At 51.4% G+C, this 25,081-nt stretch carries 23 protein-coding genes; 11 read left to right on the forward strand and 12 right to left on the reverse strand.

Translation table 11 applies throughout. The features are described from left to right. Nucleotides 1-140: 140 nt before the first annotated feature. The 6 genes from LVJ88_RS07145 to LVJ88_RS07170 form a co-directional block, all read right to left on the reverse strand. Complete coding sequence (locus tag LVJ88_RS07145) at nt 141-935, reverse strand: ABC transporter ATP-binding protein (protein ID WP_085417978.1); 795 nt, start codon at nt 933-935, stop codon at nt 141-143. Then, entirely contained in the window at nt 932-1,837 is a 906-nt protein-coding gene (locus LVJ88_RS07150; RefSeq protein WP_054598774.1) for an ABC transporter permease, read from the reverse strand. The genes LVJ88_RS07145 and LVJ88_RS07150 overlap by 4 nt, the downstream gene beginning before the upstream one ends. 290 nt (nt 1,838-2,127) lie before the next feature. After that, on the reverse strand, nt 2,128-3,138 hold the full coding sequence (locus LVJ88_RS07155; RefSeq protein ID WP_085417977.1) for an ABC transporter substrate-binding protein: 1,011 nt from the start codon (nt 3,136-3,138) through the stop codon (nt 2,128-2,130). Nucleotides 3,139-3,571: 433 nt separating this feature from the next. After that, nucleotides 3,572-4,966, reverse strand: a complete 1,395-nt coding sequence (locus LVJ88_RS07160; protein ID WP_085417976.1) for a TolC family protein — start codon at nt 4,964-4,966, stop codon at nt 3,572-3,574. A 55-nt stretch (nt 4,967-5,021) separates the two neighbouring features. Beyond that, nucleotides 5,022-6,959, reverse strand: a complete 1,938-nt coding sequence (locus LVJ88_RS07165) for a MacB family efflux pump subunit (RefSeq protein ID WP_085417975.1) — start codon at nt 6,957-6,959, stop codon at nt 5,022-5,024. 12 nt (nt 6,960-6,971) lie between these two features. Beyond that, nucleotides 6,972-8,144, reverse strand: coding sequence for an efflux RND transporter periplasmic adaptor subunit (locus LVJ88_RS07170; protein WP_085418015.1), 1,173 nt, complete (start codon nt 8,142-8,144; stop codon nt 6,972-6,974). Between the two features lie 412 nt (nt 8,145-8,556). Between LVJ88_RS07170 and LVJ88_RS07180 the strand changes: the two genes are divergently transcribed. Then, nucleotides 8,557-8,988, forward strand: a complete 432-nt coding sequence (locus tag LVJ88_RS07180; protein WP_085356429.1) for a type IV pilin protein — start codon at nt 8,557-8,559, stop codon at nt 8,986-8,988. Between the two features lie 93 nt (nt 8,989-9,081). After that, entirely contained in the window at nt 9,082-9,207 is a 126-nt protein-coding gene (locus LVJ88_RS07185) for a prepilin-type N-terminal cleavage/methylation domain-containing protein (protein WP_085417974.1), read from the forward strand. 2 nt (nt 9,208-9,209) lie between these two features. Here the strand turns inward: LVJ88_RS07185 and LVJ88_RS07190 are convergent, their stop codons facing one another. Then, entirely contained in the window at nt 9,210-9,863 is a 654-nt protein-coding gene (locus LVJ88_RS07190; protein ID WP_085417784.1) for an IS1595 family transposase, read from the reverse strand. 14 nt (nt 9,864-9,877) lie between these two features. Here LVJ88_RS07190 and LVJ88_RS07195 point away from each other — a divergent pair, with 14 nt between their 5' ends. Then, nucleotides 9,878-10,261, forward strand: coding sequence for a type IV pilin protein (locus LVJ88_RS07195; protein ID WP_085417973.1), 384 nt, complete (start codon nt 9,878-9,880; stop codon nt 10,259-10,261). Nucleotides 10,262-10,411: 150 nt separating this feature from the next. Here LVJ88_RS07195 and ettA read toward each other — a convergent pair whose 3' ends face one another. From ettA to LVJ88_RS07210, 3 genes are all read right to left on the reverse strand, one after another. Beyond that, the gene (ettA, locus tag LVJ88_RS07200) at nt 10,412-12,088 is read right to left on the reverse strand and encodes an energy-dependent translational throttle protein EttA (RefSeq protein WP_096777380.1); all 1,677 of its coding nucleotides are present in this window, start codon (nt 12,086-12,088) and stop codon (nt 10,412-10,414) included. Between the two features lie 190 nt (nt 12,089-12,278). Then, on the reverse strand, nt 12,279-13,373 hold the full coding sequence (gene hflX / locus LVJ88_RS07205) for a GTPase HflX (protein WP_416171746.1): 1,095 nt from the start codon (nt 13,371-13,373) through the stop codon (nt 12,279-12,281). Between the two features lie 123 nt (nt 13,374-13,496). Next, nucleotides 13,497-14,270, reverse strand: coding sequence for a TatD family hydrolase (locus LVJ88_RS07210; protein ID WP_085417971.1), 774 nt, complete (start codon nt 14,268-14,270; stop codon nt 13,497-13,499). Between the two features lie 189 nt (nt 14,271-14,459). Here LVJ88_RS07210 and uvrA point away from each other — a divergent pair, with 189 nt between their 5' ends. The 4 genes from uvrA to LVJ88_RS07230 all read left to right on the forward strand — a co-directional run bounded on the left by uvrA (nt 14,460) and on the right by LVJ88_RS07230 (nt 19,873). After that, complete coding sequence (uvrA, locus tag LVJ88_RS07215) at nt 14,460-17,294, forward strand: excinuclease ABC subunit UvrA (RefSeq protein WP_085417970.1); 2,835 nt, start codon at nt 14,460-14,462, stop codon at nt 17,292-17,294. 276 nt (nt 17,295-17,570) lie between these two features. Further along, entirely contained in the window at nt 17,571-18,986 is a 1,416-nt protein-coding gene (locus LVJ88_RS07220; RefSeq protein WP_085417969.1) for a Fic family protein, read from the forward strand. Nucleotides 18,987-19,286: 300 nt separating this feature from the next. Next, on the forward strand, nt 19,287-19,541 hold the full coding sequence (locus tag LVJ88_RS07225) for a type II toxin-antitoxin system HicA family toxin (protein WP_085417968.1): 255 nt from the start codon (nt 19,287-19,289) through the stop codon (nt 19,539-19,541). Next, nucleotides 19,538-19,873: a type II toxin-antitoxin system HicB family antitoxin gene (locus LVJ88_RS07230; protein ID WP_085360615.1), complete on the forward strand. Its 336-nt coding sequence runs from the start codon at nt 19,538-19,540 to the stop codon at nt 19,871-19,873. Before LVJ88_RS07225 ends, LVJ88_RS07230 begins: the two co-directional genes overlap by 4 nt. Nucleotides 19,874-19,986: 113 nt before the next feature. Here the strand turns inward: LVJ88_RS07230 and LVJ88_RS07235 are convergent, their stop codons facing one another. After that, nucleotides 19,987-20,763 (reverse strand): ferredoxin--NADP reductase, encoded by a 777-nt coding sequence (locus LVJ88_RS07235; protein ID WP_085417967.1) that lies wholly within the window; start codon nt 20,761-20,763, stop codon nt 19,987-19,989. A gap of 153 nt (nt 20,764-20,916) precedes the next feature. Here LVJ88_RS07235 and lspA point away from each other — a divergent pair, with 153 nt between their 5' ends. Both lspA and ispH read left to right on the forward strand, forming a co-directional pair. Next, complete coding sequence (lspA, locus tag LVJ88_RS07240; protein WP_085357030.1) at nt 20,917-21,432, forward strand: signal peptidase II; 516 nt, start codon at nt 20,917-20,919, stop codon at nt 21,430-21,432. A gap of 25 nt (nt 21,433-21,457) precedes the next feature. Next, a complete protein-coding gene (gene ispH / locus LVJ88_RS07245; protein ID WP_054598759.1) occupies nt 21,458-22,396 on the forward strand; it encodes a 4-hydroxy-3-methylbut-2-enyl diphosphate reductase in 939 nt (312 codons plus the stop codon). A 456-nt stretch (nt 22,397-22,852) separates the two neighbouring features. On the opposite strand, the gene LVJ88_RS07250 is transcribed toward ispH, so the two are convergent. Beyond that, a complete protein-coding gene (locus tag LVJ88_RS07250) occupies nt 22,853-23,359 on the reverse strand; it encodes a hemerythrin domain-containing protein (RefSeq protein ID WP_085417966.1) in 507 nt (168 codons plus the stop codon). Between the two features lie 161 nt (nt 23,360-23,520). Here LVJ88_RS07250 and rsmA point away from each other — a divergent pair, with 161 nt between their 5' ends. Then, on the forward strand, nt 23,521-24,300 hold the full coding sequence (gene rsmA / locus LVJ88_RS07255; RefSeq protein ID WP_054598757.1) for a 16S rRNA (adenine(1518)-N(6)/adenine(1519)-N(6))-dimethyltransferase RsmA: 780 nt from the start codon (nt 23,521-23,523) through the stop codon (nt 24,298-24,300). A gap of 21 nt (nt 24,301-24,321) precedes the next feature. Further along, nucleotides 24,322-25,050, forward strand: a complete 729-nt coding sequence (locus tag LVJ88_RS07260; RefSeq protein ID WP_054598756.1) for an amino acid ABC transporter ATP-binding protein — start codon at nt 24,322-24,324, stop codon at nt 25,048-25,050. The last annotated feature ends 31 nt before the right edge of the window (nt 25,051-25,081 follow it).

Here is a 25,081-nt window from a genome sequence, read left to right on the forward strand (position 1 = left end):
TAGCTTACAACGTAAGGGGCGGAGATATGTTCCGCCCCTACGATCATCTTACCAAAACCTTCCGGCGACACAATCCGGGCAATGCTTGCAACATCTGCCTTATCCATCACCCTTCAAATCTCAATATCTGCCGCTTGCGCTTAATCCAGCAACAACGCATCGTCCGATACTTTTTCTCCGCGCGTTTGCTCGAACAAATCCAACAAATCCTGCACATCCATGCCTTTGCGCTGCTCGCCCGAAACATCCAACACCACTTTGCCCTGATGCAGCATGACCGTGCGGCTGCCGTGGTCGAGAGCTTGGCGCATGGAATGGGTTACCATCATTGCGGTGAGCTTGTTTTCTGCGATGATTTTATCGGTGAGTTCCAACACAAACGCAGCGGTTTTGGGGTCGAGTGCGGCGGTGTGCTCGTCGAGCAGCAGGATTTTGCTCGGCTGCAAACTGGCCATCAGCAGGCTCACGGCTTGGCGTTGGCCGCCTGAAAGCAGGCCGATGCGGTCGGTTAGGCGGTTTTCGAGGCCGAGTTTTAAAATTGCCAGCTTTTCGCGAAACAGCTCGCGGTTTTCTTTATTGAGCGCAAAGCCTAAACCGCGTTTACCGCCGCGCGAATAAGCCAGCGCCATGTTTTCTTCGATGCTCAAAGCCTCGCATGTGCCGGCCAGCGGGTCTTGAAACACGCGGGCAACCAGATGGGCGCGTTTGTGTGCAGGCAGGCGGGTAACGTCTTGGCCGTCGATGTGGATGCTGCCGCTGTCCACCATCAAATCGCCGCTGATAGCGTTGAGAAAGGTGGACTTACCCGCGCCGTTGCTGCCGATCACGGTTACAAATTCGCCGTCTCGAATGTTTAAGCTCATGCCGCGCATAGCGGGGTTTTCAATCGGTGTGCCGGCGTTGAAAGTGATTTTTAAATTGTCGGCGCGCATCATGATGTCTGTTTCCTTTTAAAAGCCCGTTTCATCATCGGCAAACGCAGGGCAAGCACAACGAGGATGGCGGTAATCAGGTTCAGGTCGGTCGGGCGTACCCCCACACCTTGCAGAAATTCGTTGCCCAAGGCAAAAGCAATCAGCAGGCGGTAAACCAATGCACCTAAAATGGCGGCTAAAGTAATGAAAATAATACGTTTGCTGCCCAACAGGTTCTCACCGATAATCACCGCAGCCAAGCCGATCACAATCGTGCCGATACCGCTGGCCAGATCCGCACTGCCGGTGGTTTGGGCAAACAGTGCGCCGCCCAAGGCGATTAAAGCGTTGGAAATCGCCATGCCCAGCACAATCATTTTAGAAGTGGCCACGCCTTGCGCTTTGGCCATGCGGGCGTTCACACCGGTGGCACGCATGGCCAAGCCGGTTTTGGTGTTGAAAAACCAATCCAGCAGCAATTTGGCCAGCACGACGAAGCCTAAAATAATCAGCGGCTGCACCCAAAACTGGTTGCTGTAATCTTCAGCCACAAACGGAGAAAACACGCTGGGCGCGCCGATCAGCGGCAGGTTGGGCGTGCCGCCCGTAATACGCAGGTTTACCGAATAGAGCGCCACCATCACCAAAATACTGGCCAACAGCGGCAGTATTTTCAGCGATACGTTTAACCAAGCCGTTACCATGCCCGCACACGCACCGGCGGCGGCGGCGGCCAAGCAGGCCAACCACGGGCTGACACCCAAGCCCACGCACACGGCAAATACGACGGCACCCAAAGGAAAACTGCCGTCGGCAGTCAAATCGGGGAAATCAAGGATGCGGAACGAAATCAATACGCCCAACGCCACTAAAGCGTAAATCAGGCCGGCTTCTATTCCGCCAAAGAACGCAATCAAACTCATCTTATGGAAAACTTCCTATTCAACAACATCTGCACCTTCGAAACATGATTTTCAGACGGCCTCAAACCTGTGGCGTCATATCGCTTGGGCTTCGGTTGCTTGGTTTACAGCACATAAACTTTATTTCTGCTACGGCGTTACTGCGCCTTACCGATGCCGTCTGAAAAGCTGCCGCAACCCTTTGCCGAATCACCGCTTTCAACGGTTTCCGTGCCTCGAAGGTATGGAAAACAACCAGCCAACCGAAGGCTGGCTGATTTTATTTATACATTTGAAATGTGAAACCCGATTTATTCCGAAACCTGTTTGGCTTGCTTCATTACGTCTTCCGACAAAGCAATCCCTTGGGCGGCGGCGTTTTTCTTGCTCAAAAACAGATCCAGCGTTTCCATGCGGGCAGAAGGAATCTCTCCGGCTTTTTTACCGGCCAGAATCTGAGCCGTAATGTCGCCGGCTTTTTTACCCAAATCGTAGTAGTTCACGCCCAAAGCCGCTACTGCTCCGCGGGCAACCGAATCGGTGTCGGAAGCGATCAGCGGTTTTTTCATTTCTACCGCCGCTTTGTTCATAGATTCGTAAGAAGACACCACATTGTTGTCTAAAGAAGTGTAAATCAAATCAACTTTTCCGTTCAGGCTGCGGGCGGCCGTGAGCACATCGGAAGAACGCTGGGCGGGAGCCGTTACCAAATTGATGCCTTGCGGCTCAAGTTTGGCCTTCAATTGTTCCAGCACGGTGGTAGAGTTTACTTCGCCGGGGCTGTACACATAACCGACATTTTTTACGGTAGGCACGATTTTTTTCATCAAATCAATTTGCGGCTCCAACGGCAGTTCGTCGGAAATGCCGGTTACGTTGGTATTCGACGCCTCAAAACCCGGAACCAGCTTGGCCGCAACCGGATCGGTTACTGCGGCATAAACCACAGGAATGGTTTTGGTGGCCGCCACCATAGATTGCGCACTCGGCGTTGCAATCGCCACCACAACGTCGGGATTGTCGCCGACAAATTTTTTGGCAATCTGAGCGGCATTAGCGGTGCTGCCTTGCGCGCTTTGGAAATCAATGGTCAGGTTCTTACCTTCTTCGTAGCCTTTGGCTTTCAACTCATCAATCACACCCTTACGCACGGCATCGAGCGCGGGGTGTTCCACAATGGCGGTAATGGCTACTTTTTTGGCGGTCGCATCTGCGGCAGAAGAAGCGGCGGTATTGTTTTTTTGTTCTGCGGGCGAACACGCTGCCAACATCATGGCGGCAAGGGTGCTTAATGCGTATTTGGTTGCAGTTTGGCGTTTCATATTGTCGTTGCTCCTATATAAACGGACTGGCTTAACTGAATTTTTGTAATAATATTTTAATTTTTTTAAAAAAGCATCGCATTAGGCCGCCTGAAAAAGCGATATTGATATTTTTATACCAATTTAAATTTCAATTTTGACGCAATATTTGGCGTTTTCATTCCCGCCCAGCAAACCGCCCGACATAAACCCTGCGCCGCACCGCTTATTTCAGACAAAAATGGTTTTCTTAACCGCAACCGTGCCGATAGCAGAAAACAAACGCCGCCACAACTGTGGGGGTATGTTTTCCGATATACAGTCGGCACATTTTCATGCGTGCGCCCTTTCATCTTGTAAGGATGAAATATAAACGAGGCCGTCTGAAACCATGTTTTCAGACGGCCTTCAGACCTGAGACCTTTGTTCCGGCTAAATCGTAACCCCAAATAAGCTAGTCAATTGATTTTTCGGCGTAACGCCCGGCCATCGCCTTATACACCATATTTTCGTATTTCAACACGTCGTAGCGTCGGCTCAACACCGTTTGTGCCGAGCTGTGCTCGGTGTTCAAGGCTTCCAGCCAGTCTTTCAACTCGTCTTTTCCGTATTGGTAGCGCACTTGGTAATAACGGCTGTTTTTTTGATCAAGCGCGTATTGCTTGTGCGCGTTTTCCAGCAGCGTTAGCGCATGGCCGTATTTCTGATAATGCCCCAACACTTCGTTCAACGCAGCGGTGAGTGTCTGCTCGAAATTCAGGCGGGCTTGATTGAAATTGGCTTCGGCAGTTTTGTCTTGCCATTTCAGGGTATTCCAATCCAGAAAAGGCAGGTTGAGCTTAACCGACCCACCTAAAAACGGCACGTCGAACAGGGTGCGGGCTTTGTCGGATGAAGTGCTGATGCTTGCGCCTATGGTGATGGCGGGATACCAGCTCCGTTTTTGGGCATCAACGCTTTTCACGGCAGATTGCAGGCGGTATTCGGCTGCGCGCAAATCGGGGCGGTTAGCCAGCGTTGCCACGGGCACGTTTAAATCGACACCGCGCGCGGCTTGCAAACGGTATTCGGCCGGAGCCGCCGCCGCAGCTTCTCCGGGTTTGAGATTCAAAAGGTTGCGCAAGGTTTCTTCAACGGCTTCACGGTTGTTGTGCAGTTGGATCAAGCTGTTTTGGGCGGCCAGCAGAGCCTGTTCCGCGCGGCGGGGCTGTGCGGCATCGGCTTTACCGTGCCTGTATTTGGCAGACGAAATGCGGCTGATTTCACGGTATTGCTTAATGTTTTTTTCGGTAAGGGCAATGGCTTCATTCAAATAGGCGATGTTGAAATAGGCATCGGCCACATTGTTGACCAAGGTCAGGCGGGCGGCGGCCAAATCTTGCTGGGTGGCCTGATATTCCCACACTTGGGCATCGGCTTTGGCATCGAGTTTCTGCCACAAGTCGATTTCGTAACTTAAGCCGAGCTGGCTGCTGAACGAGCGGCTGCTGTTGCTGTTTTTGAGGTTTTTATTGGCAGACGCACCTACCGAGGCGTTAAATGCAGGCACAAGGCCGGCACCGAGAATATTGGCCTGATAAAGGGCTTTGTTGACGTTAATTGCGGCTTTTTTCAAGTCGATATTGTTCGCCAAAGCCTGCGCCACCAGCGCGTTCAGACGGCCGTCTTCATAAAGCTTCCACCAGTCTGCGGCGATATGGTAACGCTGTGCGGCCTCCTCCGCCGGAATAATGCTGCCCGATGTTTGCAGCGTTAAATCGGAGCGGGCGGTGTGGTTGACGGCGCAACCGCCCAAAGAAATGACGATGCCCAAGCTTAAGGCCGTCTGAAACAATCGGTTGGTTTTCATGAATGGTCCTTAGGGTTTTCAGACGGCCTAAAGCGTAGAAGGCCGTCTGAAAACATTAATCGTGTGCCAGCGCGTCTATCGGGTTAAGCTGCGAAGCCCTCTTGGCCGGCATAAAGCCGAACACGACGCCGATAATGGTGGAACAGGTTACGGCGGCCACGATGGAAAGGGTAGAAAAAGTCATGGCGAAATCGGTAACAAAATGGTTGAACACCAAGCTGATGGCAAAGGAAAGCAACACGCCGCTCAATCCGCCGAGCAGGCAAATCAACACCGCTTCTATCAAAAACTGCTGCAAAATGTTCGACTGCCGCGCACCGATGGCCATACGCACACCGATTTCTTTAGTGCGCTCGGTAACAGACACCAGCATGATGTTCATCACGCCTATACCGCCCACGATCAGTGAAATCAATGCAATGCTGGAAATCAGCAACGTCATCGTGCCGGTAGCGCTTTCCACCGTTTGCTTGATGCTGTCGCTGTTTTGCATAAAAAAGTCTTTCACGCCGTGGCGCGAAAGCAGCAGTTCGTCCAAACCTTTTTCGGCGGCTTGGGAATTGACATCGTCTTTGACTTTTACCGTAATGGAATTGATATACCGCTGGCCGCTGATTTGGTTGATTACGGTCGTGTAAGGCGCCCATATTTGCAGGTTGTCGTCGCTGCCGAAACTGCTCGTGTCTTTTTCGGTTACGCCGATGATTCTTAACGGGCGTTTTTTAAACAGGATAACCTTGCCGATGGGGCTTGTGCCGTCTGAAAACAACTTGTTTTTTGTGTTATCGTCAATAACGGCTACCTGATTGTTGTTGGTTACATCGTCGGCATCGTACAGACGGCCTTCCGCAAGTTTGATGCCGCGCACGTCGAAATATTGCTCGCCCGCACCGAAAAGCTGGGCGGTCACGTCGATATTGCGGTAGGTTACCGTGCCGCTCGAAGCAACCATCGGCGTTACGCTGTCTACATAGCTTTGTTTGGAAATGGCATCGGCATCGGCGATGGTAAGGGTGCGGATGCGGAAAGATTGCCGGTCGCCAAACCCTCTGCCCGGCCGGATACTGATGGTGTTGGTGCCGATGGCACTGATGTCTTTGAGGATTTTTTCCTGCGAACCTTTTCCCAAAGCCACTACCGAAACCACCGAAGCAATACCGATGATGATGCCCAGCATGGTCAGCAGCGAGCGCATTTTATGTGCCAAAACCGCCTGCACCGACATCCTGAACGATTCGATAAACTGGTCTTTAAAGAACAGCCACGATGTATTTTCGCGAATGCTGCCCACATTGCTCGGCGGCACTTCGGCATTTTTACTGATGTCGGAAATAATCTCCCCGTCGCGTATTTCGATCACACGGTTGGCATTGGCGGCGATTTTCGGGTCGTGCGTAACCAAAATCACCGTATGCCCCCGGGCGTGCAGAGAATGAATGATTTCCATCACATTGTCGCCCGATTGCGTATCCAACGCGCCAGTGGGTTCGTCGGCCAAAATGATTTCGCCGCCGTTCATCAAAGCGCGTGCGATGCTGACACGTTGCTGCTGGCCGCCCGAAAGCTCGCTGGGCTTATTGTTTTCTTTGCCTTCCAAGCCCAAATCATGCAAAAGCTTATCGGCCCGCCGGCTGCGGTCGGCTTTTTCCAAACCCGCATAAACCGACGGCAAAGCCACGTTATCCCGCGCATTCAACGCACTGAGCAGGTTGTACCGCTGAAAAATAAAACCGAAACGCTTACGGCGCAGCCCGGCCAGTTGGTCTGGCGTCATTTGTGCGGTTTCCACACCGTCGATGGTGTACGAACCCGAACTGGCCGTGTCCAAACACCCCAAAATATTCATCAGCGTTGATTTGCCCGAGCCGGATTGGCCGATAATGGCCACAAAGTCGCCTTTTTCTATGCTGAGGCTGATGTCTTTCAACACATGCACCCGGCTGTCGCCGCTGCCGAAATAGCGGTTGATGCCTTTACATTCGATAAAACCCATGCTCCGCTCCGACTACATCGGCCGCATACGGCCATTACGGCTACCGTTTTTCATATCCGCCGCACCCGATTCGGAGATAATCACTTGCTCTCCTTCTTTTACGCCTTCGGTTATTTCTATATGGGTGCCGTCGCTCAAGCCGGTTTTTACCGTGCGTTCTTCCACTTGGTCTTTATCGCCCAAGATCCGCACGGTTTTTTTACCCGCCTTGGTTTTGACTGCCAAATTAGGCACGCCCAATACCTGCTGCACACGCTTAATCACAATCGTATTTTCGGTGGTCATGCCGATATGGAGCGAGCCGTCTTCGTTCGGCACCAAAGCGCGGGCATAATAATAAATGGCCGTATCGGTGGTGTCTGTGCTGGTGGTGTATGATCCTTGCGACATTTTGGTTAAGCCGGGGTCAACCGTGTCGATAACGGCATCCCGTATATTTTCAGGCTGAGCCAAAATCGTAAAGGTCAGACTTTGCCCTGCTTTAACCTTACCCGCATCACCTTCGGCAATCTGCATTTTGTTCAACATTTTGCTCAAATCGGCCAGCTGAACAATGGTTGGCGTGCTTTGGTTGGCATTCACCGTTTGCCCTTCTTCCACCGGAATAGACACCACCGTTCCGTCCATTGTGGCAACGATGCGCGTGTATCCCAAATCGGCTTCGGCGGTATTAATTGCAATCTGCGTCTGTTTGATCTGGGATTTCAACTCGGCTACCGATGCCGCCGCTGCAGACAGCGCATCTTCGGCATCTTCCAACTCGGCTTTAGACGTGGCGTTTTCGGCCCATAGTGCTTGTTCGCGCCGATATTTTTTTGCGGCGGTTTTATGCTTGATTTCAGCGGATACCAACTGGGCACGGAAGGTATCCAGCTTGGCTTTATGGGTATTGAGGGTATTGATTTGCGTGGTCGAATCGATTTCTGCAATCAATTTGCCTTTTTTGACTGGTTGGCCGATTTTAACGTAGAGCTTTTTAATCTGACCCGATGCTTGGGAACCTACGGTTACCAACTGTGCCGCAGAGATTTCTCCCGTAGCACTCACCGTTTGGTTGATATCCATTTTTGCAACCGGCTGGGTTAAATAATTGATTTTTTCTTCCGGCTTCAAATACATCCAGGCTGAAAAGCCTAACCCCGCAGCAACGGCCAACGCCGTTATCCATTTCACCGCTTTTGCCATAATGCCCCAATCTTTAAAATTATTTTGTTCCATATAAATGAGCAGCGGCCGCAACAGCAGGCCGAACGGAACATAAACCGAGTGAAGTGTACTGAAAAAAAACCGCCCCTCCAAGCACCTATCTTTTTTTCAAACTTATATCCTGTTGTTCTTTAAAGTATTCATGAAGTCATTTTTTACACAATAAGCGCCATGCAACATCAAAAAACTTTTACTGCCGCACACATCTGCACATTCTCAGCATAATTGTTGTTTTACATACTGTTACTCCGTTCAACATCTTTACACTACCATATATCGGATATGACAACCGTCAAACTTATATTCATTTATACTTTTCAGAGAAACAACAATAATTTAGTATGCTTATACTATACATTACGTCTAACCGATTACTGACTCGACCTGCAACATGACCAAACAAAGACAACAAGGCTTTACTCTGATTGAATTAATGATTGTGGTTCTTACGTTAGCCCTTCTTGCCACAATTGCCTATCCGTCATACGAAACGTATGTCCGTCAAACCCGCTTGGAGAATGTGCGTGCCGACCTGCTGGTAAGCGCACAAACCTTAGAACGGCGATACGCGCAGCAACACCGTTTCCCCGCCTCTATATCTTCCGATGCGCTTGAAACCAATCAATATTTCAATATCCGTTATCAAGCGGCAAGCGGCGACGACTTTACCCTTATCGCCGAACCGAATGCCAACAATCCCAATGAAAAACGCCATATGCAGCTCAACGGCAGCGGCATCGTTACCCTTTGCGAAGGCAGAACGGCAACCACCACGGTTTCGAATTCTTCCAATTCCAACGTGAACTGTTACGTGTACAAATAAATACATTCGCCTGCCAAAACGTTAAGATTTACTTTACAGGCCAAACAAACCTTCACATAATCACCCTGGTTATTAGTTTAACAGGGGATTATCGTGCACACACAACGCGGTTTCACGCTGACCGAGCTTCTTTTCACCATTGCCATTCTAGCCGTTTTAGCGGCTATCGCTATTCCCGTTTACCAAAAATACATTAAAAATGGGGCTGAAGTAGATTAGCCCTAAACACCACACCAAAGCCGCAAAGTTTTTAACTGCTGCTTTGGTGTCCCGAAGTTAAAACGAAACTCACATTCTTTCAAGAACAGAGGAAAAGATTTTCGGTCAATTCCGTTGTATTTGCGCAAGACACGTTTCGCCTGATTCCAAAAATTCTCAATGCCGTTGATATGGTTGTGTCGGTCGGCAAACTTTTTGCTGTGATTAATCCTGTGATGGTGAAAACCGCTGACATCCAACACGTCGTAACTGCTCAGGCAGTCCGTATAAACTACGCTATCAGGTGTAATTTTCCTTGTAATAACAGGAAATAAACTTTCCTTTCGGGCATTATTCACTACAACCGTATAAACCTTACCTCCACGTTTAAGGATACCGAAAACCACCACTTTACCTGCTGCTCCCCTACCGCGCTTTCCTTTACGCTTACCGCCGAAATAGCTCTCATCCAATTCTATAGTGCCCTCAAAAACCTGATCTGCTTCCAAAGCCAAATGATGGCTGATAACAAGACGGATTTTACGGTAGAAGAGAATAGCCGTATTGGGCTGAATACCCAAGATATCGGCAGCAGAACGTGCGGTTACCTCCAATACAAAATATTCAAGCAGTTTTCTTTGCAGACTCTTCTTTAACTTACAGTGGGTTATCTTCATTTTGGCAGCCTATCATGACTGCTAATCTACGTCAGCCCCTTAAAAATACCCGCCTTCGCGAAGCTCACACCGCCCTAATAAAAAATGCCCAAATGATGGAGCAATTTTACCAGCAGCACCGTTCGTTTAAATTGAATTCAACAACTTGGCCGCCATTACCCGAAACCGCTACCGGCCATTTCTGTATCCGTCCGCAAGGTGTCGCGCGTGGCGCACACGACGACAAATTTACTTTGAAAGCGGTTGCCTTTGATAAAAACAACGAACCGCGTGTATTAAAAATCAACGAATCTTTGATTGCCATAGTGTGCGAATCCAGCGCCAGCAGCTGCTCGGATGAAAATCATTTTTTCAAAGGCAAGTCCGCCGATAAAGACTGCCGGATTTACAGCAACTAATACAGATATATAGTCAATCCAGTCAGCACTTACTGCGGCGTTACGGCATCTTGTGTTAAAGATTAAGTGATTAACTATATATTCATTCATCTGCCCCAAAATACCAAAAGGCCGTCTGAAATTTTTCAGACGGCCTTTTCAAACTCTTAATCAACGTGTTACCGGTTTATAGCGAATCCGTTTCGGCTTCGCGCCTTCTTCACCCAAACGTCGTTTTTTATCGGCTTCGTATTCCTGATAGTTGCCGTCAAAGAACACCCATTTCGAATCGCCTTCCGCGGCCAAAATATGGGTGGCGATACGGTCGAGGAACCAGCGGTCGTGCGAAATCACCATCACGCTGCCGGCAAATTCCAGCAAAGCATCTTCCAGCGCACGCAGGGTTTCCACGTCTAAGTCGTTCGACGGTTCGTCCAGCAGCAGCACGTTGCCGCCGCTCAACAGGGTTTTCGCCAAATGCAGGCGGCCGCGTTCGCCGCCGGAAAGGTTGCCGGCAATCTTGCTTTGGTCGCTGCCTTTGAAGTTGAAACGGCCCAAGTAAGCGCGGGCGGGGATTTCAAACTGGCCGACTTGCAGAATATCGCGGCCTTCGGCGATGTTGTCGAACACGGTTTTGTCGTTTTGCAAACCTTCGCGGCTTTGGTCAATCAGCGACATTTTCACGGTTTGGCCGATTTTCACTTCGCCGCTGTCCGGCTGCTCTTTGCCTGCAATCATTTTGAACAGGGTCGATTTGCCCGCACCGTTGGGGCCGATGATGCCGACAATCGCGCCGGGCGGCACTTTAAAGCTCAAATCGTCGATTAAGAGTTTGTCGCCGAACGACTTGCCCACGTTCACAAACTCAATCACTTCGTTACCCAAACGCTCGGCCACGGGAATAAAGATTTCCTGCGTTTCATTGCGTTTTTGGTATTCGTAGTTAGACATTTCTTCAAAGCGGGCCAAACGCGCTTTGGATTTGGCTTGGCGGCCTTTGGCATTTTGGCGCACCCATTCTAATTCCTGCTTCATGGCTTTCAGGCGGGCGGCTTCGGTTTTAGCCTCGTTTTCCAAGCGTTTTTCTTTCTGCTCCAGCCAAGAAGAGTAATTGCCTTTCCACGGAATGCCGTGGCCGCGGTCAAGCTCGAGAATCCATTCGGCGGCGTTGTCCAAGAAATAACGGTCGTGGGTAACGGCCACCACGGTGCCGGGGAAGCGCACCAAAAACTGCTCCAGCCACTCCACCGATTCGGCATCCAAGTGGTTGGTCGGCTCGTCCAAAAGCAGCATATCCGGCTTACTCAACAACAGCTTGCACAAGGCCACGCGGCGTTTTTCACCACCGGAAAGATTGCCGATTTTGGCATCCCATTCGGGCAGGCGCAGCGCATCGGCGGCAATTTCCAATTCATGCTCCATACCGCCGCCGCTTGAAGAACCTGCGGCGATAATCGCTTCCAAGCGGCCTTGTTCTTCGGCCAACGCATCAAAATCGGCATCGGGGTCGGCATAGGCGGCATACACTTCTTCCAAACGCTTCTGCGCGGCCGCTACTTCGCCCAAACCGCTTTCCACTTCTTCGCGCACGGTTTTTTCGGGGTCGAGTTCCGGTTCTTGCGGCAGATAGCCGATTTTGATGCCGCTCATCGGCACGGCTTCGCCTTCAAACTCTTTATCCACGCCCGCCATAATGCGCAACACGGTGGATTTGCCCGCGCCGTTCAAACCGAGCAGGCCGATTTTCGCGCCCGGGAAAAACGACAAGGAAATATCTTTGATAATAGTCTTTTGCGGCGGCACCACTTTGCTCACGCGCAGCATGGAATAAACGTATTGGCTCATAATGTTCTCTTTTAACCGTATTGGGAAAAATGTTTTCAGACGGCCTAAACATCATGAAAGGCCGTCTGAATGGAATAACTGAGGCTTTGCTGCTACTGCGGCGGAACCATCGGTTTTTACCCATGATGTAGCTCTGCGCAAAGCCAAATAAAGATGGGCGGTATTCTAACCCCAATCGCTTGTAAAACCTACCTTAATCTCGCGCCCGCTCAATCATCGCTTCGCGCAAGGCATCCAAGCCCAAACTTTCGGTAACGGAAATATTCACCGCCACCGCCCTGCCCTGCGTATCGCGCAGAATACCGGCGGGGCGTTTGTTGTCGGGCAGCAGGTCGATTTTGTTGTACACGATCAGTTGCGGCACTTCATGTGCGCCGATTTCTTCCAGCACAGTGTTTACATCGTCCATCTGCCGCTCGAAATCGGGATGGCTGGCATCAACCACATGCAGCAGCACGTCGGCCAACGCGGTTTCTTCCAAAGTGGCCGAAAATGCCGACACCAGCTTGTGCGGCAAATCGCGCACGAAGCCGACGGTGTCGGTTAGGATAACCGTGGCTTCGGGCGACAGATACAGGCGGCGGGCGGTGGTGTCGAGCGTGGCGAACAGTTGGTCTTTCGCCAACACGTCGGCTTTGGTTAAACGGTTGAACAGGCTGGATTTTCCCGCATTGGTATAGCCCACCAACGCAAAGGTTTTGATGCTGCCCTGCATCCGCGATTTGCGGCGGGTGGCACGCTGTTTCTGCACGTTTTGCAGTTGCCTTTTCAAGGCGGTGATTTTTTGGTTGATTAAGCGGCGGTCGGTTTCGAGCTGGGTTTCGCCCGGGCCTTTCAAACCGATACCGCCTTTCTGGCTTTGCATGTGTCCGTAACCTCGCACCAGCCGCCCGCTTAAGTGATTAAGCTGCGCCAACTCCACTTGCAGTTTACCTTCTTGCGATTGTGCGCGTTTGGCGAAAATCGCCAGAATCAGCCCCACGCGGTCGAGCACGCGGCACTGCAAAACGCGCTCCAAATTGCGCTCCTGCGTCGGTGTCAGTTCGTGGTTGAACACCACTAATTCGATATCGTGCTGCCGCACCAATTCGGCTAACTCTTCGGCCTTGCCCGTGCCGACAAACAGCGCGGTATGGGCTTTGTCGCGCTTGGCGGTTTCGGTACACACCAAATCGCCGCCCGCCGCGCGCACCAAGTCTGCCGCTTCGGCCAAGGCCGTCTGAAAAGCCTGTTCGCGCCATTCGTTGGCACCGGAATAGTCCGCACTCAGCATCACCCCCGCCAGCATCACGCGCTCGGGCTTTTCAAGGGATTTGTCGATTTGAAACAGGGTGGGTTTACTCACGGTTCACGCTCCGTTTAGGAAAGTTTTTCAGACGGCCTCTGCGGGTTTGCTATGTTTCAGCTTTTTTCACACCAACTTGGGCACTTTGTTAAACAGCCGGTAGAAGTTTTCGGTAGTGATTTCAGCGATATGCTCCACCGAATCGCCGCGCAGTTTCGCTACGAATTCGGCAGTATAGCGCACATAAGCCGGCTCGTTGGGCTTGCCGCGTTTAGGCACGGGGGCGAGAAACGGCGCGTCGGTTTCCACCAAAATACGGTCTTGCGGCACATACTTGGCGGCTTCTTGGATATCCGCAGCGTTTTTAAAGGTAACGATACCGGAAAATGAAATATAAAAGCCCAAATCCAGCGCGGCTTTAGCCACTTCTACATTTTCGGTAAAACAATGGATTACCCCGGCATGGGCTTGATGTTCGCGCAGCATGCGCATGGTATCCGCCGCCGCATCGCGGGTGTGGATAACCAACGGCAAACCGCTTTGGTTGGCCGCCTCGATATGGTCGGCAAAACGTTGGTACTGCCAGCCCAAATCGCCTTGGCACCAGTGGTAATCCAAGCCTGTTTCGCCGATGCCCACCACTTTAGGGTGCTTGGCATGTTCCACCAACTCGGCCACGGTAAATTCGGGCGTGTCTTTTTCATCGGGATGAATGCCCACTGTGGCATAAATATGTTCGTGCGCCTCGGCAATCGCCAATACTTCGGAAAAAGTCTGCCTGCTCACGCTGATGGCCAACGCCTGCCTAACTTCTTTTTCGGCCATATTGGCAAACACTTCGGGCAAACGGCCGGCGAGGCCGTCGAAATTCAGATGGCAGTGTGAATCGATTAAATGCATGATGGTTGTTAAACGTATTGAAGAAAAAGGCTGTAAAGATAACATATCGGCGCAACAGATAACAGCTTGCGCCGATATGCGCGCTTCTGCCTGCGTAGCCGTCTGAACAGACTTTATACACGGCAAAACAGATAAAAATGTTACAATACGCGGTTCTTTTTTAAACGGAATTCAGACGGCCTCACCATCATGAGCAAGCACGACAACGACACCATCCGCATCCGCGGCGCACGCACCCATAATCTGAAAAACGTCGATCTCGACATCCCCCGCCACAAGCTCGTGGTGGTAACGGGTTTGTCGGGCAGCGGCAAATCCTCGCTCGCGTTCGACACGCTTTATGCCGAAGGCCAGCGCCGTTATGTGGAAAGCCTTTCGGCCTATGCACGCCAGTTTTTGCAGATGATGGATAAGCCCGATGTCGATTTGATCGAAGGCTTGTCGCCCGCGATTTCGATCGAACAAAAATCCACCAGCCACAACCCACGCTCCACCGTCGGCACCGTAACCGAAATCCACGACTATCTGCGCCTTCTGTATGCCCGCGTCGGCACGCCGCATTGCCCCGAACACGATTTGCCCTTGAGCAGCCAAACCGTGTCGCAAATGGTGGATGCCGTCTTAAAACTGCCCGAAGACACGCGCGTGATGATCCTCGCCCCCGCCGTGCGCGAACGCAAAGGCGAGTTTGTTGATTTCTTTGCCGACTTGCAGGCGCAAGGCTTTGCCCGCGTGCGCGTGGACGGCGAAGTCTATCAGCTCGACGAAGTGCCCAAGCTCGAAAAAAATATCAAGCACAATATCGACGTGGTCATCGACCGTGTAAAAGTGAAAGCCGACATCAAACAGCGGCTGGCCGAAAGTTTTGAAACCGCCCTGCGCCACGGCGGCGAACGTGCGCTGGCATTGGAAATGGACAGCGGCGAAGAACATTGGTTTTCCGCCCAATTCGCCTGCCCCGTGTGTTCATACAGCCTGCCCGAACTCGAACCGCGCCTGTTTTCCTTCAACAACCCCGTCGGTGCCTGCCCTACTTGCGACGGCTTGGGCAATATGAACTTCTTCGACCCCGAGCGCGTGGTCATGCACCCCGAGCTTTCCCTAGCCGCCGGTGCGATTAAAGGCTGGGACAAACGCAACCAGTTTTACTTTCAAATGATTCAATCGCTGGCCGCACATTACGGCTTCGATGTCGATACCCCCTTTGAAGGGCTGCCTGAAAAAGTAAAAAAAGTGATTTTGCACGGCTCCGGCAAAGACGTTATCGACTTCCGCTACCTTTCCGAAAAAGGCACCACCTTCAACCGCAGCCACGCTTTTGAAGGCATCATCCCCAATCTCGAACGCCGTTTCCGCGAAACCGATTCCAACACCGTGCGCGAAGAGTTGCTGCAATATCAAAGCCATAAAGCCTGCCCCAGTTGCGGCGGCGCACGTTTGCGCAAAGAAGCGCGTTATGTTTATGTGGGCAAACAGCCGTTGCACGAAATCTCGGCATGGCCGCTCACCCAAACGCACCAATTCTTTGAAACTCTTGATTTGGAAGGCAACAAAAAGCAGATTGCCGAAAAAATCCTCAAAGAAATCACCGAGCGTTTGGGCTTTCTGATTAACGTCGGCCTCGACTATCTGAACCTCAGCCGCAGCGCCGAAACCCTTTCCGGCGGCGAAGCCCAGCGCATCCGCCTCGCCAGCCAAATCGGCAGCGGCTTAACCGGCGTGATGTACGTTTTGGACGAACCCTCCATCGGCCTGCACCAGCGCGACAACGACCGCCTGCTCGCCACCCTCAAACGCCTGCGCGACCTCGGCAACAGCGTGATCGTGGTCGAACACGACGAAGATGCCATCCGCGAAGCCGATTTCGTGATCGACATGGGCCCCGGCGCGGGCGAACACGGCGGCAACGTTATCATCGCCGACACCCCCGATAAAGTCGCCGCCTGCACCGATTCCGTTACCGGCCAATACCTCAGCGGCAAAAAAGCCATCGCCGTGCCGTCTGAAAGAACGCCTGTCAACCCCGAAAGAATGCTGGTGCTTAAAGGCGCCCGCGGCAATAATCTCAAAAACGTTACCCTCGAACTGCCTTTGGGTTTGATTACCTGCATTACCGGCGTATCCGGCAGCGGCAAATCCACCCTGATTAACGACACCCTCGCCAAAATCACCGCCCGCGAACTCAACCGCGCTCACGAAGAACCCGCGCCCTACGACGACATCACCGGCCTCGAACACCTCGACAAAGTCATCAACGTCGACCAATCCCCCATCGGCCGCACACCCCGCTCCAACCCCGCCACCTACACCGGCCTCTTCACCCCCATCCGCGAACTCTTCGCCGGCGTACCGCTTGCCCGCGAACGCGGCTACAACGTCGGCCGCTTCTCCTTCAACGTCAAAGGCGGCCGCTGCGAAGCCTGCCAAGGCGACGGCGTAATCAAAGTAGAAATGCACTTCCTGCCCGACGTATATGTACCCTGCGAAGTGTGCCACGGCAAACGCTATAACCGCGAAACCCTCGAAGTGCAATACAAAGGCAAAAACATCAGCCAAGTGCTCGACATGACCGTAGAAGAAGCCCGCGAATTCTTCGACGCCGTGCCCACCGTATCCCGCAAACTGCAAACCCTGATGGACGTAGGCCTAGGCTACATCCGCCTCGGCCAATCCGCCACCACCCTCTCCGGCGGCGAAGCCCAGCGCGTCAAACTCGCCCTCGAACTCTCCAAACGTGACACCGGCCGCACCCTCTACATCCTCGACGAACCCACCACCGGCCTGCACTTCGCCGACATTGCCTTACTGCTGGAAGTAATAGGCCGCCTAAAAGGCAAAGGCAACTCGATTGTGATTATCGAGCATAATTTGGATGTGATTAAAACCGCGGATTATATTGTGGACTTGGGGCCGGAAGGGGGAGATGGCGGGGGGAGGATTATTGCTTCAGGTAGCCCGGAAGAAGTGGTTAAGGTTGAGGGGAGTTATACGGGGAAGTATTTGAGGGTAATTTTGAATACTTGATTTAAAAAGATGTAGGTCAGGCATCAATGCCCGACCTACGAAATTGTGAGACAGAAAAGCAGCCTGCACTTCCAAAAAAACGGGGGTAGGCTGCTTTTTACTTCAATCCCTTGGATAGTACCAAGACACTATCCTCATGTTGCTGCATTTGATTTCAAACAAATGGTGCATTTAACGAAATGATTTCCCGTATACTTTGTTAAAATGCTTTCCATATCCCCTTAAAGTGACTAAAATCACTCAATTATAAAAAATTGCGCAATCTCGGTATCTATTATGAAAATTTCCACCCCTCCAAAGTTTGCCCTGTTGCAACAAGAATATGTGCAGCATCTCACCGAAAAAATGACGCAAACCGCCGAGCTGATCAACTCTGCCCAGAACAACCCCAATATGGATATTTCTGATTTTCTTCCTGAAATCAAGGATTATTCCGAATTTTCCGTGACCGATGAGAGCGGAAAATATTTACATTGGGATAAATTCCGTTGGATACACAAGGAAGATACACGGATGAAGTGGAGGGCAGTGAAAGAAAGCCGCAGGAAAATCCAAAAACCGATTGATTTTCCGTTTGAACATCAGTTTTGGTTTTGCATTCCCGATTCCTTGCAGGCACGGCTTCATTTGATTGATAAAAGCTGCGGTAGCAATATTGGCACGTCCAGCTTGGGCGGTTTCGGCAGAAGCGAACAAAACAGATTCCTGCTCAAATCTCTGATTATGGAAGAAGCGATCACATCAGCCCAACTGGAAGGAGCAGCTACCACGCGCAAAGTGGCTAAGGATATGCTCAAATCACAGCGCAAACCCAAAACCAAAGACGAAATCATGATAGTGAACAACTATCACTTGATGAAAAAAGCGGTGGAGTTGAAACATACGCCGTTAAGTATTGAAATAATTTTAGATTTGCACCGTATTGCCACTAGCAACGCCATTGAAAACCGTGCTGAACCCGGACAATTCAGACAGGATGACGAAATCTTTATTGCCGATACCGATGGCAATAGCCTGTATCAACCGCCGCCGTACGGTCAGGTTTATACACTGATGGAGGCAGTATGTACGTTTGCCAACAATACCTATGACGGCGCGGAAAATCCGTTTATCCATCCGGTCGTTCAAGCCATCATCCTACATTTTCTTATCGGCTATATTCACCCGTTCGGCGATGGCAACGGGCGGACGGCGCGGGCTTTGTTTTATTGGTTTATGCTCAAAAACGGCTATTGGCTGTTTGAATACATTTCCATCAGCCGCCTGCTGAAAAACGCGCCCGCACAATATGCTAAATCCTATCTGTATGCGGAAACCGATGATTTGGATTTAACCTATTTCATCTACTACCAATGCGATATTATCAAACGGGCAGTCGTCGATTTGGAAAACTACATTTCCGACAAACAAAAACACCAGCAGCAATTTAAAGCAGCGATTGCCAAATATACCGAAAAGATAGGAAAGCTGAATCAGCGGCAAATCGGTATCCTGCAAAAAGCAGTGGAAGAAAGCGGGAAAATATTTACTGCACAAGAAATTGCAAACCAATACGGAGTTTCTCTGAACACCGCACGCAGCGATTTAAGCAAACTGGGGGAATATAGGTTCCTAGTGCCCTTCAAATCGGGAAATGCTTTGGAATATGTCGCTCCGCAGGATTTATTGGAAAGACTGGGGAGTGGAAACTAACAAGCCGTAGCCTGCATAAAATCTAACTCCCATGCGTAGGGCGCGTGCGGTACGCACGCACGCGTTGTTCGGACTTCTGTTCCAATGCCGTCTGAAAACTTTCTTTTCAGACGGCATTGTTTTGTACATAAATAATGTGGCGTGATTTTAAAATCTTCGCAGCCGATATGCGCTGTTCCATTCAAAACCGCGTGCGTGGCTGCGCCGCACATCCTTGCATGGGTTTTATGTAGGCTACGGCTTGCCAGCCCCTCCGCCTTGTTTTAGAATAGTACTAAATATTAGTGCCATTTTGTTTTTATGAAAAAGAAACACCAAAGAACGTTTGCTTTAATATTCAACCGCCCTGTATCCGGCAGCATTAAATGGGGGGATATTGAAGCCCTGTTTACCGAATTGGGCGCGGAAATACAAGAAAGGGAAGGTAGTCGTGTGGCCGTAATTCTTTTCGGGCAAGTGAAAGTGTTTCATAGGCCGCATCCAAGCCCTGATACGGATAAAGGCGCGGTTGCGAGCGTGCGCAAATGGTTGGAAGAAAACGGAGTAAAGCCATGAACAATGTAATGGAAATCAACGGCCATAAAGCCATTATTCAATACGACCCTGAAACCGAGTTGCTGCGTGGCGAGTTTATCGGCCTCAACGGCGGGGCGGATTTTTACGCCGATAACGTGGCAGACTTGCACAAAGAGGGCGCGGCCAGTTTGGCGGTTTTTCTCGATGTGTGCAAAGAAAAAGGCATTGAGCCGTATAAACGGTATTCAGGCCGCTTTAATGTGCGGGTAAGCCCTGAAACCCATGCAGCCGCGGCAGCGGCGGCGGCAGCGCAAAATATCAGCCTGAATGAATGGGTCAACCGTGCAATCAGCCAATCCGCCCATGCCTGAAAATGATTTTATGCCCGTTTTTCGATTTTCAAGCGAGCTGAAAAGTTAGGTAAAAGGTGGGGAATTTATTTTATTGAAAATTATTTTACCTTTATATTCATTGATTTATTTCATTAAAACCCGTTTTCCATCATGATTTGCCCCGGAATGCGGTTGCGGTGCATGGCGAAGCCCATATCGAGCAGGGCTTGGAAGGTGTCTTTTACCATGGCGGGGTTGCCGCAGATCATAAAGCGGGTGTCGGCGGGGGTGAACTGCATATCGAGTGAGGCGGCGAGTTCGCCGTTTTTTAACAGTTCGGGAAGGCGTTTGCCGAGTGCGCCGTCGGTGGTTTCGCGGGTTACGACGGGTACGAAATGCAGTTTGTGGAAATGCTCTTCAATCAGCGGGTGTTCGGCAAGGGCGGCAATGCGGTCGTTGAAAATCAGTTCGTTGCCGTAAGAAACGGAATGCGCGAGGGCGAGGCGGTCGAAGCGTTGCCAGATTTCGGGTTGTTCCAAAATGGATAAAAACGGTGCGATGCCGGAGCCGGTGCAGAGCATTACCAAATCTTTGCCGTCGGGAAAACGCTCGGGCAACAGAAAGCCGGTGGCGTTTTTGTCGAGCAACACGGTATCGCCTTCTTTCATTTCTGCCAATTTGGCCGACATGGGGCCGCCTTCTATCAATACGGCGAAGTATTCGAGGGTGTCGGCGTATTCGGCGGAAACAACGGAATAGGCGCGCCAGATAAAGCCTTCGCCGTCACGAAAGCCCAGCCGTGAAAACTGGCCTGCGGAAAAGCGGTAGGCTTCGGGGCGGGTGATGGCGAATGTCATTAATTTGGGTGTGTGGTGCTTGATCCATAATACGGTTTCTTGCGTATATTTGGCTTCGGGTGATGCGGCCATGGTGTTTCCGATGTTTCAAATGTTTTCAGACGGCCTGAATTATACCTAAAGGCCGTCTGAAACCATACTGCTTTGCCAAAGTGTGCAAATTAGCCCCGTGTTGCTGCGATTCGGGTAAAATGCGGGCTTTTGATTCCCGTGCATTACACACACATGACCACTCAGAAAACTTCTAAAATGAAATATTGGCTGCTGATTGCGGCCGCCATCGTGCTCGACCAAATAACCAAAGTTGCCGTGTTGCAAAATTTTGAGTTTGCCGAACGCCTGAACGTGATTCCGCATATTTTTGATTTAACGCTGGTATTCAACACCGGCGCGGCGTTCAGCTTTTTGGCGGACGCAGGCGGCTGGCAGAAATACTTTTTCTTGGGGCTGGCCGTGGTCATCAGCTTCTACCTTGCCCGCGGGATTGTGAAAGACGATTTCGGCAAATGGGGCAAGCTCGGGGCGGCTATGGTGATCGGCGGCGCCGTCGGCAACGTTATCGACCGCCTGATTCACGGCCATGTGGTTGATTTTCTGTTGGTTTACTGGCAAAACTGGTATTATCCCGCGTTCAATGTGGCCGACAGCTTTATCTGCGTGGGCGCCGCATTGCTGATACTCGACGGCTTCAAACACAAAAAAGCCGGCGATAAAGAAGAAAAAGCCGCTAAGGCCGTCTGAACATTATTGTGAAGCAAACACCATCATGACGAAAAAAACCATTATTTTGGCCAACCCCCGCGGCTTTTGTGCGGGCGTTGACCGTGCCATCAGCATTGTAGAGCGCGCGCTGGAAGAGTTCGGCGCGCCGATTTATGTGCGCCATGAAGTCGTGCACAACAAATTCGTGGTGGACAATCTGCGCGAAAAAGGCGCGGTGTTCATCGAAGACCTTGCCGACGTGCCGGAAGGCGCAACGCTGATTTATTCCGCCCACGGCGTATCGAAAGCCGTGCAGGATGAAGCGGTTGAGCGCGGTTTTCAGGTGTTTGACGCCACCTGCCCGCTGGTTACGAAAGTGCATAAAGAAGTGGCACGTTTGGATAGCCAAGGCTATCAAATCATCATGATCGGCCATGCCGGCCACCCCGAAGTGGAAGGTACGATGGGGCAGCTGCCCGAAGGCAGTATGCTGCTGGTAGAAACGGTGGACGACGTTGCCAAGCTCGAAGTGCGCGATGCCGAAAAGCTCGCCCATGTGAGCCAAACCACTCTATCGGTGGACGAAACCCGCGACATCATCGAAGCGCTGCAAGCGCGTTTTCCGCACATCCGCAGCCCGCACAAAGAAGACATCTGCTACGCCACCACCAACCGCCAAGAAGCTGTAAAGGATTTGGCGGCAGAATGCGATATCGTAATCGTGGTCGGCTCGCCCAACTCGTCCAACAGCAACCGCTTGCGCGAAGTAGCCGCCCTGCGCGGCGTCGATGCCTATATGGTGGACAACGCAGGCTACTTGCAGCGCGAATGGTTTGAAGGCAAAAACAAAGTAGGCGTAACCGCCGGAGCTTCCGCACCCGAAGTATTGGTGCAGGAAGTGATTGCCGCCATTCAAAGCTGGGGGCACGACACCGTGCGCGAAGGCGAAGGCGTGGAAGAAAGCATTGTGTTTGTTTTGCCCAAGGCTTTGAGAAAAGAGTAAGCCGTTTGCTCTGTGAATTTAAAACAGCGTAGCGCACGCCCTGCCCTACGCTGTTTTTTTAATGGCTTAGGTTGCTTGAGGCCGTCTGAAAAAACCGCCAAACGGGTTTCAGACGGCCTCAAACCTTGGCATAAGTCAGCCGCCATTCCGAGATATTCATACCCAAGAAAACCGTAGGGGCGGATTGCATATCCGCCCGCCGGTAGGGTTTTGTAATGAGCGTCGAATAGGTAACAGCTTGCTTCAATTTGCGGGCAGGGGTTCATGGGTGTGAAATAAATATTTTCTCATTTCAAGCATCGGGCGGATATGCAATCCGCCCCTACGAAATCTGTTTGCGGCTTGAAAAAATTTAGCCCCCAAACCCGCTTTGCGAAGTTCGCACAATTCGCTTTCAGACGGCCTCAAGCAATTTTCATTTTATCCAAAGATACAAACCGCTTTTACTCCCGCATCTCAAGCCTTGCGCCTTGCCGCCATCTTCCGCCCTATCTCTGACAATGCCTGCTGCGGAATCTGCCTGCCCATTTCAAACAACGGTTCTTCCAAAGCCAAATGGGCTTCGTAGGCGGCACAAAAACGCTGAAGCACCACTTCGTCCACGCGATAGGCGCAGTCGGCCTGCAAACAGGCAAATTCTTGCTCTACCGCCGCCCATTTTTGATGCAGGCTTTCGTGCTGGCGTAACAATTCGTTAATATTTTCCTGCGCCTGCGGGCAATATTGCAGCAACAGCGGGAAAAAATCGCTTTCTTCATCTTCATGATGCAGCGGCGCGGCCACATTGAAATATTGGCTGATCTGTTTCACCGCCTGCAACACGGTATCGTTGCGTCCGTGCTGCGCCATGTATTCGGGCAAAACGTCGAGCTGGCTGCAAAAACGCCGCACTTTGCCGTGGCAGGCATACAGCATCTCGATCGGTTCGGCAAATGTTACGCTGCGCGTATCGAAAAGGTTCATATTTCTTCCTTTCATCTGCCCGCATCATAAACCTTTCGAGGCCAAATGTTTAGACTCCGTTCAGAGAATAGACACCCGCACGGTTTTATGCCTGCCGCCCGCCGCACGACAGGGCATTTTGCGCTACAATACGCGCTCGAAACGAATCTTGAAGAAGCAGCATGAAAGAACACAAAGCCCGAAAACGGTTCGGGCAAAATTTTTTACAAGACACGCGCATCATCCGCGACATCGTTAACGCCGTGCGCCCTCAGCCCGATGATACGGTGATCGAAATCGGCCCCGGCTTGGCGGCGATTACCGAGCCTTTGGCGCAGAAACTCAACCGCCTGCATGTGATTGAAATCGACCGCGATATTGTAGGCCGTCTGAAAACCCTGCCTTTTGCCGACAAGCTCGTGATTCACGAAGGCGACGTTTTGCAGTTTGATTTCAACAGCGTGCCGGGCAAGAAAAAAATCGTCGGCAACCTGCCCTACAATATCTCCACGCCGTTGCTGTTCCGCCTGAGCGAAGTGGCCGACGACGTGATCGACATGCACTTTATGCTGCAAAAAGAAGTGGTCGAGCGCATGGTGGCCGAACCGAAAACCAACGACTATGGCCGCCTGGGCGTGATGCTGCAATATTTTTTCGATATGGAAATGCTGATCGACGTGCCGCCCGAATCATTCGACCCCGCGCCGAAAGTCGATTCCGCCGTAGTGCGCATGATTCCGGTGAAACACCGCATCGGCAAAGCCGAAAATTTCGAGCATTTCTCCAAGCTGGTTAAAGCCGCGTTCCACCAGCGCCGCAAAACCATACGCAACAATCTGAAAGACATTGCCACAGATGAAGATTTTCAGGCCGTCGGCATCAACCCGCAAGACCGCGCCGAACACATCGCGCCCGAGCTTTATGTGGCATTGAGCAACCATCTTTCAGCCAAGGCCGTCTGAACACACTGGATTAACAACATAATGATTAAATTTATCAACGTACACAAACATTTCAAAGACTTGCACGTTATCAACGGCGTGAATCTGGAAATCAAAAAAGGCGAAGTGGTGGTGGTTTGCGGCCCTTCGGGCAGCGGCAAATCCACCCTTATCCGCACCGTCAACCAACTCGAAACGATTGAAAGCGGCGAAATCTGGGTGGACGGCATGAACGTGGCCGACCCGAAAACCGATTTGAACAAAGTGCGCGAAGAAGTGGGCTTTGTGTTTCAAAACTTCAACCTGTATCCGCACCTTACCGTGTTAGAAAACATCATTCTTTCGCCGATGAAAGTGAAAAAGCAGAGCCGTGCCCAAGCCGAGAAAAAAGCCGTCGAACTGCTTGAGCGCGTGGGCTTGGCGCACAAAAAAGACGCCATGCCCGGCCAACTTTCGGGCGGCCAGCAGCAGCGTGTAGCCATTGCCCGCGGCTTGGCGATGGAGCCGCGCGTGATGCTGTTTGACGAACCCACTTCCGCCCTCGACCCCGAAATGGTGGGCGAAGTGTTGCGCGTGATGAAAGACTTGGCCAACAGCGGCATGACCATGATGTGCGTTACCCACGAAATGGGCTTTGCCCGCGAAGTGGCCGACCGCGTGATTTTTGTCGATCACGGGCAGATCATCGAAGAAGGAACGCCCGAAGATTTTTTCAAAAACCCCAAACACGAACGCGCCAAGCAATTTTTAAAACAGGTTGAGATGAAATAACAACGGTTCATGTGCTTTTTCAGACGGCCTG

This window comes from Neisseria dumasiana (assembly GCF_022870885.1).
In the GTDB taxonomy this organism is placed as follows: Bacteria; Pseudomonadota; Gammaproteobacteria; order Burkholderiales; family Neisseriaceae; genus Neisseria; species Neisseria dumasiana.